Annotated in this window: 9 protein-coding genes; 5 read left to right on the forward strand and 4 right to left on the reverse strand. The window is 73.5% G+C overall.

The annotated features are described in order from the left end of the window. The first annotated feature begins 28 nt into the window (after positions 1 to 28). From ACZ7LS_RS28990 to ACZ7LS_RS29005, 4 genes are all read left to right on the forward strand, one after another. Positions 29 to 1,408, forward strand: a complete 1,380-nt coding sequence (locus ACZ7LS_RS28990) for an SWIM zinc finger family protein (protein WP_385134027.1) — start codon at positions 29 to 31, stop codon at positions 1,406 to 1,408. Beyond that, entirely contained in the window at positions 1,405 to 4,098 is a 2,694-nt protein-coding gene (locus ACZ7LS_RS28995; protein WP_385134030.1) for a DUF7824 domain-containing protein, read from the forward strand. The genes ACZ7LS_RS28990 and ACZ7LS_RS28995 overlap by 4 nt, the downstream gene beginning before the upstream one ends. Before the next feature lie 31 nt (positions 4,099 to 4,129). After that, complete coding sequence (locus ACZ7LS_RS29000) at positions 4,130 to 5,569, forward strand: GNAT family N-acetyltransferase (RefSeq protein ID WP_385134033.1); 1,440 nt, start codon at positions 4,130 to 4,132, stop codon at positions 5,567 to 5,569. A 283-nt stretch (positions 5,570 to 5,852) separates the two neighbouring features. Next, the gene (locus ACZ7LS_RS29005) at positions 5,853 to 7,535 is read left to right on the forward strand and encodes a DUF885 domain-containing protein (protein ID WP_382672370.1); all 1,683 of its coding nucleotides are present in this window, start codon (positions 5,853 to 5,855) and stop codon (positions 7,533 to 7,535) included. A 173-nt stretch (positions 7,536 to 7,708) separates the two neighbouring features. On the opposite strand, the gene ACZ7LS_RS29010 is transcribed toward ACZ7LS_RS29005, so the two are convergent. The 4 genes from ACZ7LS_RS29010 to ACZ7LS_RS29025 all read right to left on the reverse strand — a co-directional run bounded on the left by ACZ7LS_RS29010 (position 7,709) and on the right by ACZ7LS_RS29025 (position 13,647). Continuing rightward, positions 7,709 to 8,560, reverse strand: a complete 852-nt coding sequence (locus ACZ7LS_RS29010) for an SDR family oxidoreductase (RefSeq protein WP_385134036.1) — start codon at positions 8,558 to 8,560, stop codon at positions 7,709 to 7,711. 51 nt (positions 8,561 to 8,611) lie between these two features. Next, positions 8,612 to 11,719, reverse strand: a complete 3,108-nt coding sequence (locus ACZ7LS_RS29015; RefSeq protein ID WP_385134039.1) for an AAA family ATPase — start codon at positions 11,717 to 11,719, stop codon at positions 8,612 to 8,614. Then, a complete protein-coding gene (locus ACZ7LS_RS29020; protein WP_385134042.1) occupies positions 11,716 to 12,882 on the reverse strand; it encodes an exonuclease SbcCD subunit D in 1,167 nt (388 codons plus the stop codon). Before ACZ7LS_RS29020 ends, ACZ7LS_RS29015 begins: the two co-directional genes overlap by 4 nt. A 144-nt stretch (positions 12,883 to 13,026) precedes the next feature. Continuing rightward, positions 13,027 to 13,647 carry a YigZ family protein gene (locus tag ACZ7LS_RS29025; RefSeq protein WP_382526202.1) on the reverse strand — a complete coding sequence of 207 codons (621 nt, stop codon included), beginning with the start codon at positions 13,645 to 13,647 and terminating at the stop codon, positions 13,027 to 13,029. A gap of 322 nt (positions 13,648 to 13,969) precedes the next feature. Here ACZ7LS_RS29025 and ACZ7LS_RS29030 point away from each other — a divergent pair, with 322 nt between their 5' ends. Then, positions 13,970 to 15,469 (forward strand): MFS transporter, encoded by a 1,500-nt coding sequence (locus ACZ7LS_RS29030; RefSeq protein WP_385134046.1) that lies wholly within the window; start codon positions 13,970 to 13,972, stop codon positions 15,467 to 15,469. Positions 15,470 to 15,581: the final 112 nt, after the last annotated feature.

Consider the following 15,581-nt stretch of genomic DNA (forward strand, 5'->3'; position numbering starts at 1 on the left):
GTCAGTGCCGGGATCTAACGTCTTTTCCATGACGCGATCCGTACAGGCGCTTGCCTATACCCGTCCGTCCGCCCTGGAGAGTGCGCGGGGCGGACGGCTGCTCGGCCTGGAGACCTCGGGCGGGCTCACACCCACCGGTGCCGAGGCGCATCCGCGCTTCTTCTCCGGGTTCCTGTCCTCGCCGCGAGCCGCCGCCCAGGGCCTGCTCGCGGTCGCGGATGTGGCGGGCGCCCGGTACTACCAGCAGGTGTCGCGCGCGTCGCTGGATCCGGTGGTGACGGGCAACGGTGACCGGCTGCGTTTCGAGTCGTTCTCCGGCTGCTGCGGGGTGTACGCGCGGCTCGATGTGGGGCGGGAGGGGCTGGACGGCGCGGAGACCGGCCATGGCACGACCAATGTCGATGTGAACCATCCGCTGCGTGCGGCGCTGTCGCGGATGACCGGCGACGATCCGCTGCATCTGCGGGTGGGGCCCGATGAGTTGGCGGTCACCACACTGGACGGCGCGGTGGTGGAGAAGAAGGTGCCGCTGCCCGACCGGTGGCTGCGCGGTTTCGCCGAGGCGCAGGTGATCTCGGCGGGTTTCGATCTACGGGCCGAGCTGAGCGCGGCGGAGGCCGTCCGTTTCCTGCGCTCGCTGCCGAGCGGCTCCTCGGGCGGTGCCTCGCGCGGGGCGATGTGGGTCGTACCTGCGGGCAGGACGCTGCGGCCGACCACCCGGCCGGTGCCGGGAGCGGTGTGTCTGCCTGGCCCGCAGCGGCTGGTGGCGTCGCGGCGGGTGCTGCGGGAGGCGACGGCGCTGCGGGTGTACGGGCCGGTGGCCGACGGGGCGGCGACGGCGAGCGCCTGGGAGGTGGTGCTGCCGGGAATGCGGCTCACGCTCACGCTGTCGCCCGAGGCGGCGCGCGGATTCTCCGGTGAGGGCGGGGTGCTGGAGGCGCTGGCCACGGAAGAGGCCGCCGAGGACGCCGAGCTGGTGTCCGTACTGCTGGCGTGGGAGCCGCGGATCGACCCGGCGGAGCTGGCCGGACGGGCGGGACTGACGGCGGAGCGGGTACGGGCCGCGCTGGTCCGGCTCGGGACGGCGGGCCGGGTCGGTTACGACCTCGCGGACGCGGCGTACTTCCACCGGGAGCTGCCGTACGACGCGGACCGCGTCGAGCGGCACAATCCGCGGCTGGTCGCGGCGCGCGCCCTGGGCTCCTCGGGGGCCGTCGTCCTCGACGGCGATCTGGCGTCGGTGGCGTCGGGAGAGCGGCGCTATCAGGTGCGGGAGGCGGCGGGCGTGCTCAGCTGCACCTGTCGCTGGTGGGCCGGCCACCGGGGGAAGCGGGGGCCGTGCAAGCACGCGCTGGCCGTCCGGATGGTGCGCCGCGCGGCCGTCGTGAGCGCCGGCGGTGCGCGATGAGCGAGCTGCTCGATGCCGTGCGGGCCGGCCGGGCCCGTGCCGTTCCGGGGCTGGTCGAGCCGCTGACGGCGGCGGACCGCAAGGAGGCACTGGGCGCGCTGAAGGCGCTCCGCGAGGAGCTGCGCGACTGGCCGTGGGACCGGTGGCGGGAGCGCGACCGGATGCGGGAGGCGCTGCTGGTCGCCGGGGCCGGCTGTCATACGGGGGCCGCGGCGACGGCCGTCTGGATCGGTGCCCGTGATCTGCGCGAGGGTCTCCCGCTGCCGCACGAGCTGATGCTCGGACTGCTCGCGGACCGTGAGCCCGGATGGCTGGGCGAGGTGGCGCACCGGCTCGCGGGCCGGGTGTCGACCGCGCGGCTCGACTATCCGTTCATCGCGGGCCTGGTCCGGCTGGCGGGGTGTCCCGTACCGGTGACGGACGAGTATGTGCACGGCTGGGCCGAGGCGGTTCCGTCCGCCGGCGGGCTGCTGCCCGCGCTGCGGGCGGATCCCCAGCTGCCGGTCATGGTTCCGCGCCTCTTCGAGACGGCCGAACTCCCCGATCCGCTCGCCCGGTACGGCGACGCCACCGCTCCGCACCACTGGCCGTCGGTGCTCGCCGCCCTCGCCGAGGAGGGGGTGGTGGAGCGGCGGCTGCTGGTGGACGCCTCGGTGGCGCGGCTGCTGCGCGGCGGCAGGCCCGGGGCGCTGGACTTCTTCCTGAAACTGCTCGGCCGGCTGGCGCTGACCCCGCGGGAGGAACGCGACCACGCCGCCGACTGGATCGCCATGGCGTCGGACGGCGTCTCGACGGTGGCGGGGCACGCTCAGGGGGTGCTCACGCGGCTGGCGCTGTCCGGTGCTCTGCCGACGCGGAGCCTGGCCGGTCTGTCGGGGGCGGTGCTGTTCCGGCCGGAGAAGAAGCTCGTACGGGCCCAACTGGTGCTGATGGGCAAGGTCCTGCGCGCGGACGGCGGCGCCGCGGGCGAACTGCTGCCCGTGGCGGCCGAGGCGTTCGGACACGAGGACGCGGGCGTTCAGGAGCGGGCGCTGAAGCTGGTGGTCCGGCATCTGCCGGCCGTGACGGACGATCAGCGGTCGGAGCTGGCCATCGCCGCGGCCCGGCTGAGCCCGGTCCACCGGGCGCGGGCCGCCGAGGTCTTCGGTGAGCTGCCCGCGGAGCCGGATTCCGGTCCGTACGAGGAGATCCTGCCGCCCGTACCACGGCCGGCGCCGCTGGCTCCGTCCCCGTCGGATCTCGCGGAGCTGGTGGAGCGGGCGTCGGCGCTGATCACCTCGGGCGGGACGATGCCCGACTTCGAACGGGTGCTCGACGGTCTGGTCCGGCACGCCTACCGGGACCGGGAGGCGCTGGCCGGGGGGCTGCGTGACGCGCTGGCCGCCAGCTGGTGGATGAGGGACGGAACGCCGCGCGACCGGCACGCGTGGCTCTCCCGGAACCCCGGCGGGGTGGAGGTGGTGGCCGCTTCGGTCCTGGAGAGGGTGTCCACGAAGGCGCTGTGGAAGGCGACCACGCGAGGGGCAGGCACGGAATCCTGCGTCCACGCCACGCTGAACGGGGTGATCGACGCGCGGCTGTGGGAGGCCGCGTATCTGCTGCGTACGCGCCCGCTGCCGTTCCTGCTCGCCACACCGACCCGGGAGACGGGCGCGCTGGATCCCGATGTGCTGGTGGAGCGGCTGGGTGAGTACCGGCGTCTGTGTGCCACCCCGGCTCCGGTCGACTTCGCGCAGGCGCTGCTGCGGGTACGGCGCGGCGAGGACCCGGAGACGGCGCGCGCGGCGGCGGCACTCGGCACCCCCGAGGCCGGCCGGCTCGCCGCCTGGCTGACCGGGGACGGGACACCGCTGCCCGCGCTCGACGGCGGTGCGGCACGGGAGCCGTCCACGTTGGCCGCGCGGCTGGGACAGAGCCTGGCCGTCCGGCGGGGATTCCCCCGGGCGTTCCGCTGGCTGGGTCTTCCGGACGTCCCGGACCCGTCGCGGTGCCACCACTGGACCGGGGACCGGCACGGGGACTGGCCGGCTGTCCTGCCGGAGGACCGGGAGACGCTCGCCGCGTGGCTGCTGCCCCAGGCGGCCGCCTGCGCGCGGGACGACGAGCGGGGCGGGTGCTGGTGGCTGCCGCCGCTCGCCGAGAGCGGCGGCGTCGCGGGCCGCTCACTGCACCGGGGTGTGGCGTACGGCCTCGGGGCGCGTCACCCGGAGGACCGGCTGGCGGCGGTGGACGCGCTGCTGGTGCTGGCCGCCCGCGGCGATCTGGACGGCGGGCTGCTGGGCCGGGAGCTGGCCGCTCTGGTGAACGCGAACCAGGTCAAGGTGAACCGGCTGGCCGACGCCGTCCGTACGGCCGCGGCGACCGGCGCCCATGCCACGGTCTGGTCCGTGCTGGGCGCGGCCCTGCCCGGTCTCCTGGCCACGGGGACCGCGCGTCCCGGGCCAGGGCCCGTCCTGGGGGAGATTCTGGCCGTGGCCGCCGAGTGCGCGGAGCGATGCGGTGCGGCCGGGGAGACAGCCGGGCTGGCGGAGCTGGCCGGGCGCGGGGGCAGCTCGCGTCTGGTCGCGGAAGCGGCCCGGCTGCTTGCCACATTGCGCTCCCGAGGCGAACACTCCGCGCCAAACTTGGCCAGAGATAGGCCAAAAGCGAACAGATCCACTCTTAACCCATCAGTCACAAACCGTTCGTGATCACGCAACACCATTCCGTCAGAGTGAGTCCATGACCAATGTGACTTCTGCGAAGAGTGTCCGCCGCCCGCACCACTGGCGGCGGGACCTCGTCGAACTGGCCGCCCTGTTCACCGCCGTGGCCGTCGCCGACGCCCTGGCCAACATGATCGCTCATGGACCCGACGGCGCGTTCCTGCTGGTCGCCTCCGCCGTGGCGCTGATCGCCACGGCCATGTTCCACACATGGTGGGCACGAAGGCACGGTCATGCCCCTCCGCCCTCCGACAGCCCGGCCCCGCCCGCGCCTGGGCGCGCTTCGGCTTCGGCTTCGGCTTCGGACGCACGGGAGGGTGTGGCCCCGGCCGACCCGGTGGAGACGACGCTGTGGCGCATGCGGACCACCGTGCGGGACGAGCCCGGCAGTCTCGCCGCGCTGTGCACGGCCTTCGCCGCCCACCATGTCGACATCCTCACCCTCCAGACGCATCCGCTGGCCGAGGGCACCGTGGACGAGTTCCTGCTGCGCGCCCCGTCCGCGCTCCAGGCGAAGGACCTCACCCGGGAGATCTCGGCCGCGGGCGGCAGCAGTACGTGGATCGAGCGCGCCGACGCGCACGATCTGGTGGACACCCCGACCCGGGTGCTCGGCCTCGCCACCCGTACGGCCCTGGACGCCGCCGAACTGCCGCTCTCGCTGCGCCAGCTGCTCGGCCGCTGCACGATCCGCTCCCGTCCGGCCGGATCCCTCGGCGACCGCTCGGCCGGTGACGGCGCGCCCGTCGAAGGGGTGCTCGACGGAACGGAGATGCGGCTGAACGACCCGCACGGCGGCAGCATCATCGTCGAGCGCCCCTATCTGCCCTTCACCCCGACCGAGTTCGCGCGGGCCCGCGCGCTGGTCGAGCTGGACGCCCGGCTCGGCCCGCGTATCCCCCGCGGCCAGGACGTGCTCATGCTGCCCGAGGGCGAGGAGATCACCGTCCGCCGCGCCGACCGCGGCGATCTCGACGCCGCGCTCGCCATGCACGCCCGCTGCTCCGAACGGACCCTGGGCCTGCGCTACCACGGCCCGGTCGGAGACGCCGACCGCTATCTGAACCATCTGCTCAGCCCGCGCTTCGGACGTACGCTCGCGGTCGAGACGGAATCCGGCCGGCTCGTCGCCCTCGGCCATCTGCTCTGGGACGGCGACGAGACCGAGGTGGCGCTGATCGTGGAGGACGCCTGGCAGCGGCGCGGTATCGGCGCCGAACTGCTGGGCAGGCTCGTGGCGCTCGCCGTCGAGGCCCGCTGCGCCAGCGTGTACGCCGTCACGCAGGCCTCCAACACGGGCATGGTCGCGACCATGCGGGATCTCGGTCTGCCGCTGGACTACCAGATCGACGAAGGAACGCTCGTCATCACGGCCCGGCTGGAGCCGACGGCCGCGCGGGTGCTGCCCCCGTACGGCGACCCGGAGATGTCCGACCACGAGCAGGCCGACCGCTGAACGAACCCATCACTGAACGGGCCGATCGCCAACCGGGCCGACCGCTGAAGGGGCCGATCACCGCATAGGGGGCCGGGGCCTCGGCTACGTCGCGATCCGGCCAAAATCAGCCGTGGTCCGGGGGCACTGCTTCCCCTCAGGGGCCGAAGTCGCCCATGCCGAGGCCCGGTTGCTCCGGCGTCGGGGGACGGCGGCCCCCCGACGCCGCCGTCATCGGCCAATCCGGCCGGTCCGCCGGAATCAAAGATGTGACGCGGAGTTCTCTCTCGGAGAAGATGTCCGGATGTCAGACACATCCGGCAGCGCGCTGCCCCGCCAGGTCGCCGACGCCTACGTCGACGCACTCATCGAACTCGATCCGATCACCGGAACCTATCTGGGCGTCGCGGAGAGCTCCCGCCGCCTGCCCGACTTCTCCCCGGCAGGACAGCGGGCCGTCGCCGATCTCGGCCGGGCGACGCTCGCCCGGCTCGATGTGGCCGAAACCCTGCCGGGCGCGGACAGTGATGCCGAGCGGCGCTGCGCCCGGCTGCTGCGTGAGCGTCTGACGGCGGAACTCGCCGTCCACGACGCCGAGGAGGGGCTGCGGCAGGTCAGCAACATCCACTCGCCCGTGCACCATCTCCGTGACGCGTTCCCGCTGACCCCGGCCGACACGGACGAGGACTGGTCGGCGATCGCCGAGCGGCTGCGGGCCGTGCCCGCCGCACTGGCCGGGTACCGCGAGTCGCTCGCCCTGGGCCTGGAGCGCAAGCTGCTGGGCGGTCCCCGGCCCACCGCGACCTTTATCGGCCAGCTGACGGAGTGGGTGGGCGAGGAGCAGGGCTGGTTCGAGGAGTTCGTCTCCGCGGGGCCCGACACCCTCCGTACGGAACTGGACGCCGCCGCCCGCTCCGCGACCGCCGCCCTCGCGGAGCTGCGGGACTGGATGCGCGACGTGTACGCGCCCGCCGTCGAGGGCGCCCCGGACACCGTGGGCCGCGAGCGGTACGCCCGCTGGTCGCGGTACTTCAACGGCACCGATCTGGATCTGGACGAGGCGTACGCGTACGGCTGGTCCGAATACCACCGGCTGCGCGCCGAGATGACGACCGAGGCCGAGAAGATCCTGCCGGGCGCGACCCCCTGGGAGGCGCTCGCCCATCTCGACGAGCACGGGCAGCACATCGAGGGGGTCGACGAGGTCAGGGTCTGGCTCCAGAAGCTGATGGACGAGGCGATCGACGCGCTCGACGGCACCCACTTCGAACTCGCCGAGCGGGTGCGGCGCGTGGAGTCCCGGATCGCCCCGCCGGGCGGCGCGGCGGCCCCGTACTACACCGGTCCCTCCGAGGACTTCTCGCGGCCCGGCCGCACCTGGCTGCCGACGATGGGCGAGACCCGCTTCCCCGTGTACGACCTGGTGTCCACGTGGTACCACGAGGGTGTTCCCGGACATCATCTGCAGATCGCGCAGTGGACGCATGTCGCCGATCAGCTCTCCCGCTACCAGGCCTCGGTCGGCCAGGTCAGCGCCAACGCGGAGGGCTGGGCGCTCTACGCGGAGCGGCTCATGGACGAGCTGGGCTTCCTGCCGGACGCGGAGCGCAGGCTCGGTTACCTGGACGCGCAGATGATGCGCGCCTGCCGGGTGATCGTGGACATCGGTATGCACCTGGAGCTGGACATCCCGGCGGACTCGCCGTTCCACCCGGGCGAGCGCTGGACGCCCGAGCTGGCACAGGAGTTCTTCGGGAACCACAGCGGCCGTCCCGCGGACTTCGTGGAGAGCGAGCTGATCCGCTACCTGTCGATGCCCGCCCAGGCGATCGGCTACAAGCTGGGCGAGCGCGCCTGGCTGCTCGGCCGGGAGAACGCCCGCAGGGCGCACGGCGACGCGTTCGACGCGAAGGCGTGGCACATGGCGGCGCTGTCGCAGGGCTCGCTGGGGCTGGACGATCTGGTGGACGAGCTGTCGAAGCTCTGACCCCGCGCCGGACGTACGACGCGGTACGTACGTGAGCGGCGATCCGTACGACGCGCGGTACATGCGTGCGCGGCGGTGCGACGCGGCGGCCATCCTCCGTACGGGGTGCGTACGGAGGATGGCCGCGTTCGGCCGGGAGGCGTGGGCCCGGCCGGCCGCCTCGTCGGCTCCGGTCAGCGGCGGAAGCCGCCCTCGGAGTCGATGACCTGACCGGTGATCCACTCGGCCTCGTCGGTGGCGAGCCAGGCGATCAGCCGGGCCGGGTCGTCGGGCATCCCCCAGCGGCCGCCCGGGAACATCGCCGCGATCCGCTCGTACGCCGCCCCCGTCAGATAACCCGTGTCGACGGGGCCGGGGTTGACGGTGTTGACCGTCACCGCCCCCTCCGCGAGCGCGGTGGCCAGCGACCGGGTCACGGAGGCGAGGGCTCCCTTGGCCAGACCGTAGGCGATCTCCCCCGGCATCCCGCCCGCGATGTCCTGGCCCGAGGTCAACATCACGACCCGGCCGCCGGGCATACGGTCCGGAAGCGTCGCGCGCCGCCGGGCGTAGGCCTGGACCAGCAGGATCACCGACCGGGTGTCGATCGCCCAGTGGGCGTCGAGCATCGCCGCGTCTATGGTGTCGAGCGTGCCGTCGTCACCGCTGAGCGCGTGGTTGGCGACCAGGATGTCGAGCCGCCCGCCGAGCGCCTCGGCGGCGGTGGCGATCAGCGCGGCGGGCGCCTCGGTCCCGGACAGATCGGCGGGTCCGTGCTCCACCCGCGCCGCCGGATCCGCGCGCGCCTCCCGTACGGCGGCGGCGACGCCTTCCGGACCATCGGGGTCGGAGCCCCAGGGCTGAGCCGCGTCGTGCGGTACATGGTGATGGAGGTACACGCTCGCGCCGTACGCGACGAGGCGCCGGGCGACCGCGTATCCGATACCGCTCCGCCGGCTGGCACCGGTGACCAGTGCCGTACGGCCGCGCAGCGGCAGCGGATCGCGGCGGAGTGCTTCGGGGGCGGGGGGCTCATACGGGGGCATGGACAACGATCTTGGTGTGCGGGTCGGCCGTTGTCCATCCGGTTCTTGTTCTCAGGAGGATCCTGGTGTCCCCTGCCGGACCGCGGAGCCGTGGCGCTCCTTGACGATCTCCAGTTGGGTGGGGACGCGGCGGCGCAGATCGGCGACGTGGCTGACGATGCCGACGCTGCGGTCGCGCTCCCTGAGCGAGTCCAGGACGTCCAGGACCTCGTCCAGCGTCTGGTCGTCCAGGCTGCCGAAGCCCTCGTCGATGAAGAGGGTGTCCAGCCGTACGCCGCCGGCCTCGTCGGTGACGACATCCGCGAGGCCGAGCGCGAGCGCGAGGGACGCGAAGAAGGTCTCGCCGCCGGAGAGTGTCGAGGTGTCGCGCGCGCTGCCGGTCCAGGCGTCGATGACCTGGAGGCCGAGCCCGGAGCGCCGCTGGCCGCCCGTTCTGGCGTCGGAGTGGACCAGGGCGTAGCGGCCGGAGGACATGCGCTGGAGCCGTACGGTGGCTGCCGCCGCGACCTGTTCGAGGCGGGCGGCCAGGACGTAGGACTCCAGGCGCATCCTGCGTTCGTTGTCGGCGGACGTGCCCGCGGTGAGACCGGCGAGACGGGCGACCCGGTCGTACTCGTCGCGGACCGGGCCGAGTGCGCGCACCTCGGCCTCGGCCAGCCGGGAGAGTCTGCCCAGCTCGGCGCGGCGGCTCCCGGCCGTGGCCGCGGCGGACGACGCGTCGCGCAGGGCGCGTTCGGCGGCGTTGTGGGCCGCCTCGGCGGCCTCGGTCCTGGCGGGCGGATGATCCGCGGCGGCCCGGGTCTCCGGTTCCGCGAGCCGGTCGGCGACCGCGGCGGCCTCGGCCCGCCAGTCGTCCAGCCGGTGCTGGAGCGACCGCCGGTCGGTGTCGGTGAGGAGGGCGCCCGCCGCGGCCTCAGGGGTGTCGAACCCGGCCCGGAAGGCGGCTCCCGCGAGCCGGCCGTCGGCCTCCTTGAGCCGGAGCGCGGTGGTGTCGACGGCGCGTACCGCCTCGGCCGACTCGGCGAGCAGACCGGCCCGGTCCGCCAGTCGCGCGGCGCGCTCGGCGACACTGGCCGCGTCTCCCCGGGCGCGGCTCAACTCGGTGCGCAGCGCGCTCTGTTCGCTTTCGAGAGCGTCGCGTCGCGAGGTACGGGCGGCGACGCGGCGTTCGGCTTCGCGCTGCGCGGTGAGCCTGCCGTCGTACTCACGCTCGGCGCGGCTCAGGGCTTCACGGGCCGCGTGCGTACCGGCGGCGACACGGCGGGCCTCGGTGTGTTCCCGTTCCAGCCGTTCGGTGAGCGCGGCGAGTTCGGTCACACTCGACTCACCGGCCGCCGCGCGGGCCGCCGCGTATCGCTCCCGTACCGCCGTGTGCTCGCGCTCGGCGAGTCCGCGGGTCTCGTCGGCGCGCCGGTACGCCGCCAGCGCGGCGTCCTCCGCCGCGGCGTCCACCTGCCCGTCGGCGGCCCGTGCGGGGCTGGGGTGCGCCGCGGAGCCGCAGACCGCGCAGGGGTCGCCGTCGACGAGCCCGGCGGCCAGCTCGGCCGCCATGCCGGCCAGCCGTCGTCCGCGCAGGTCGAGCCAGTGCTCATGCGCCGTATTGGCCTGTTCCCGGGCCGAGTTGAGCCGTTCACCGGCCTCGGAGGCCGCCGCGTCGAGGGTGTCGCGGCGCCGGGCCGCGTCCAGCCGGTCGCGCGCGGGGTCGAGCTGTCCGGCGAGCTGTTCGGCGCGGGTCGCCGCCTCCTGCGCGGCCTCGATACGGTCCTGGAGGGCGCCGCGCCGGGGCTCCCACCCGGCGAGCCAGTCGGCCGCTTCCTGGAGGACCTCGTCGTCGGCCCGCGCCTGCCGGTCCAGGTCGGCGCGCTCGGCCGTGATCGCGGCGTCGCGGTGTTCGGCGCGCCGGGCGGCGTCGAGCGCGCCCAGTTCCTGGCGCAGATCCCCTTCCAGCGAGGCGAGTTGTTCCGCTCCGGCGTCCGTGAGGCCGACGGGCAGCAGCGGGCGGGTGCGCGCGTACTCGGCGGTGGCGGAACGGTGTGCCTGTTCGGCGTCGGCGCGCAGCGAGAGCGCGGGCGCGACCAACTCCGCTTTGTGGGAACGCTCCAGCCGGGCCCGCACCCGCTCGTGCTCGGCGCGCTGCTCCTCCAGTGTCTCGGCGCGGCGCCGCGTCTCCGCGAACCGGCTTTGCCGGGTGGCCAGTTCGCGTTCGGCGTCCAGCGCGCGCCGGGCAGCCGCGGCGCGGCTCTCGGCGCCGGACAGAGCGCATTCGCTGATGTCCGACCACTCATGGGCGCCGGTGCGGACGACCGCCGCCCACTCCAGTACCGCGGGGGCGAACCCCGCGTCGCCCGGCCGCGGTTCGGGCAGGGGCGGCGCCACCTGTCCACCCGGAGACGGCGCCGTACGGTCGCGCGGGGACGGCGCCGTACGGTCGCCTGGGCGTGACGACGCCCGGTCGCCCGGAGGCTGCGCCGTGCGGTCGCCCGCGCCCGCTTCCTGGGCCAGGCGCTGCGCGATGGCGAGAAGCCGGTCGTCGCCCGCGCGTACCCGGTGCTCGGCGGCGCGCCGCAGTTCGGCGAGGCGCTCCTCGACCGCGGCGAACCTGTGCGTGTCGAAGAGCTTGCCGAGAAGCTTGCCGCGCGCCTCCGCGTCAGCACGCAGAAAACGGGCGAAGTCGCCCTGCGGCAACAGCACCACCTGGCAGAACTGCTCCCTGCTCATCCCGAGCAGCTGGCCGATCTCCTCGCCGATCTCCTGGTGGGACCGGCTCAGCGCCCGCCAGGTGCCGCTCTCCGCGTCGTACTCACGCAGCCGGCTCTGCGCCTTCTCGGTCGTGAATCCCTTCGTCCGCTTCTTCGGCCGGAGTTGCGCGGGCCGCCTGACGATCTCCAGCCGCCGGCCGCCCACGGTCAGATCGAGGCCGATCTCGGTGGGGGTCCCGGCGGGCGCGTGATCGCTGCGGAGAGCGGCCCCGGGGCTCTGGCGGGCGCCCGGCACGGCGCCGTACAGCGCGTAGCAGACCGCGTCGAGTACGGAGGTCTTCCCGGCGCCGGTCGGGCCGTGCAGCAGGAAGAGCCCGGCGGCGCTGAGCGCGTCGAAGTCCACTTCCTCGGTGGTGGCGAAGGGCCCGAAGGCGGTGATGGTCAGCCGGTGCAGTCTCACGGGGTCACCTCGCGCGCCGTCGCGTCGACCCGCACATCCTCGAACGCGCCCCGCAGCACGGCCCGTTCGGCCTCGTCGGGCCCCGATCCGCCGCGTACGTGCGCCACGAAGTCCTCCGCGATCTGCTGGTCGGTACGGCCTGCGAGACGCTGGGCGTAGGAGGATCGCGGGTCGTCGTCCCCCCGCTCCGGGTCGAAGACGAGGCTCAGTGTGTACGGGAAGCGCTCGGCGAGCCGGGCCATGGGCTCGGCGGGGCGTACGGGATCGGTCAGGGTCGCCTCGATCCAGGACTCCTCGTGGCGGAGGAGTCCCGGGTCGTCGAGCAGTTCATCGAGCGTGCCCCGGATCCTGGCCAGGGCGCGTGGCACCGGGCAGTCGATCCGCTCGGCTTCGATCTCGCCCTCAGGACCCAGCTCCACCAGCCACATCGTCTTGCGGTGAGTGGTCTCCGAGAAGGAGTACGCGAGGGGCGAGCCCGCGTAACGGACGCGTTCGGTGAGGGTCTGGGCGCCGTGCAGATGCCCCAGGGCGACATAGTGGACCCCGTCGAAGACTCCGGAGGGCACGGACGCCACACCGCCGACGGTGATGTCGCGCTCGCTGTCGCTGGGCGTGCCGCCCGTGACGAACGCGTGCGCGAGGACAACGGAGCGGGTGCCCGCGTCGCGCCCCGCGAGGTCGGCCCGTACCCGCTCCATCGCGGCGCCGAGCACCGTCTCGTGGCCGGCCTTGGCCACCTTGAACTCGTCCCGTACCAGGGCCGGTTCGAGATACGGCAGTCCATAGAAGGCCACGTCCCCGTGCGCGTCCGTCAGCAGGACGGGGGTGGCGCAGCCGGCCGGGTCGGTCCGCAGATGGATCCCCGCGCGCTCGACCAGGCCGGAGAGAACGCCGAGCCTGCGGGCCGAGTCATGGTTCCCGGAGATCATCACGGTCGGGACGCCGGAGTCGGCGAGACGGTGCAGGGCCCGGTCGAACAGTTCCACCGCGCTGAGCGGCGGCACGGCCCGGTCGTAGACGTCGCCCGCGACGACGACGGCGTCTACCTCACGGTCGCGGGCCGTGGCCACGAGGTGGTCGAGGAACGCGGCCTGGGCGTCGAGCATGCTCACGCGGTGGAACGACCGCCCGAGATGCCAGTCCGATGTGTGCAGAATCCTCAAGACCGGCCCTCCAGAGGGCGAAAGCTGTGGGACATACGAGACACATCGCGGGCGGCGTACGCGGGGTAGGCGCTGTCCTGTTCGTACGCGGTTTCCGCGCCGTACGCGACGTCCTGTTCGTACGCGGTTTCCGCGCCGTACGCGTCAGGCAAAGGCTTCTCCGCCCAGCTCCAGCACGGCGGTCCCCGCCGTCGTATCGGCAAGCCACGCCCGGAACGCCGGTACCTCGGAGTCCGGCAGGCCGATCTCGATCGTCACCGCCTCGGCGTACCGTACGTCCCGCACCACACGCCCGGTCGCCCGCAGGTCGTTCTCCAGCCGGCCCGCGCGCTGGTGGTCGACGGTGACGGTCGCCAGTCGGAAGCGCTGCCGGGTGAGGGTGCCGACGGCGTCCAGGGCCTCGCCGACGACTCCGCCGTATGCCCTGATCAGACCACCCGCACCGAGTTTGACCCCGCCGTAGTAACGGGTCACGACCGCGGCGGTGTAGCGCACCTCGCGTCGCATCAGCATCTGGAGCATCGGCGCCCCCGCCGTACCGCCGGGCTCGCCGTCGTCACTGGCCTTCTGTACGGAGGCGTCGGCGCCGATCACATACGCGAAGCAGTTGTGCGTGGCCGTCGGGTGCTCCTTGCGGACCCGGGCGACGAACTCCTGCGCCTCCTCCTCCGTCGCCACGGGCGCCAGCGCGCAGATGAAACGCGACCGGTTGATCTCGCTCTCGTGCACGCCCGCGCGGGCGACGGTTCGGTACTGCTCCTGCATCCCCCCACCCTATGCGGGGCCCGATCCGCGCTTCGACCGGCATGCGGTCGGCCTGTGGCCGGCATGCGGTCGGGGATTCGGTCGGGGATTCGGTCGGCATGCGCTCAGGCGGCGGGGAGGCGCGGAGGGGGAGGGAGTGAGGGGCGCGGTCGCGCGGCCGTCGCGCGTTTCGGGCAGTGCGGAAACTCCTTGTCCGGCTTCGCGCGGTTCCGGGAGGGTGGGCGAGCGGCGCGGTCCCGCGTCCGCGTCCGTGGTGTCCCCCGGTTCCGGGGCGGCAGGACACACAGGGCAACCGGACCACCGGACCAGAAGGCAGGATCGTATGACGGCGACGACCACCGAAGCCGGCAAGGCCCCCACGGGCCATCCGCAGCGCTGGCTCATCCTCGGCGTCATCTGTCTCGCCCAGCTCACCGTGCTGCTCGACAACACCGTGCTGAATGTCGCGATCCCCTCCCTCACCAGGGAGCTGGACGCGTCCACGACGGACGTGCAGTGGATGATCAACGCGTACTCGCTGGTTCAGTCGGGCCTGCTGCTCACCGCGGGTAGCGCCGCGGACCGCTACGGCCGCAAGAAGATGCTGGTCGCCGGTCTCACGCTGTTCGGTATCGGCTCGCTGGTCGCCGGACTCGCCGATTCCACCGCGCAGTTGATCGCGGCGCGCGCGGGGATGGGGGTCGGTGGCGCGCTGCTGATCACCACCACACTCGCCGTCGTCGTGCAGATCTTCGACGAGACGGAGCGGGTCAGGGCCATCGCCCTCTGGGCGACCGTCAACTCGCTCGGATTCGCCGTGGGCCCGCTGGTCGGCGGCGTCATGCTGGACCACTTCTGGTGGGGCGCGATCTTCCTGATCAATATCCCGGTCGCGGTGATGGGTCTGGCCGCGGTGATCGCCCTCGTACCGGAATCCAAGACCAAGGAGGGCGACCGGCCCGATCTGCTCGGGGCGCTGCTCTCCACCATCGGTATGACGGGCGTCGTGTACGCGATCATCTCCGGCCCCGAGCACGGCTGGGCCTCCGGGCAGGTGATCACCTCCGCGAGCATCGGCCTGGTCGTCCTGGCCGGGTTCGTGGCGTGGGAGCTGCGGATCCCGTACCCCATGCTGGATATGCGGTTCTTCCGCGACCAGCGCTTCGTCGGGGCGGTCGCGGGCGCGGTGCTGATCGCCTTCGGAATGGGCGGCTCGCTGTTCCTGCTCACCCAGCATCTGCAATTCGTGCTGGGATACGGGCCGTTGGAGGCGGGGCTGCGTACGGCGCCCCTGGCGCTGACCGTGGTGGCCCTCAATGTCGTGGGCGTGGGCGCCCGGCTGCTGCCCAAGCTCGGCACCCCGCTCACCATCGCCGTCGGGATGAGCATGCTCGCCGCCGGTCTCGCCGCGATCGCGCTGCTCGGCGGACACGCGTACTCCGGGATGCTGCTCGGTCTGGTCGTCATGGGAGCGGGCATCGCGCTCGCCTCGCCGGCCATGGCCAACGCGATCATGAGCGCGATCCCTCCGGAGAAGGCGGGCGTGGGCGCGGGCGTCAACGGCACGCTCGGCGAATTCGGCAACGGCCTCGGTGTCGCCACTCTGGGCGCGGTGCTGAACTCCCGCTTCGCTGCGCTCGTCCCGGGAGCGGTGGGCGCGGCGTCACTGCCGACGGCGCTCGCCGCCGCGCACGACACGGAGGAGAAGCGGCGTGTCGCCGAGGGCTTCGCGTCGGGCCTGGAGACCAGTCAGCTGGTGGGTGCGGTCGCGGTCCTGGCGGGCGGACTGCTCGCCGCGCTGCTGCTGCGACGCGCGGAACGGTCGGACGCGGCGCGGGCCTGAAACGCCGCGGCGGCTGCCTGGGGCGCGGGACGCGCCGCCGCCGGACATCTCGACGACGCCCGTGGCGGACGGCTTTGGCCGCCCGCCACGATTGTTCAACCCCTCAGCCCCT

The sequence above is a fragment of the Streptomyces sp. NPDC039430 genome (assembly GCF_055639435.1).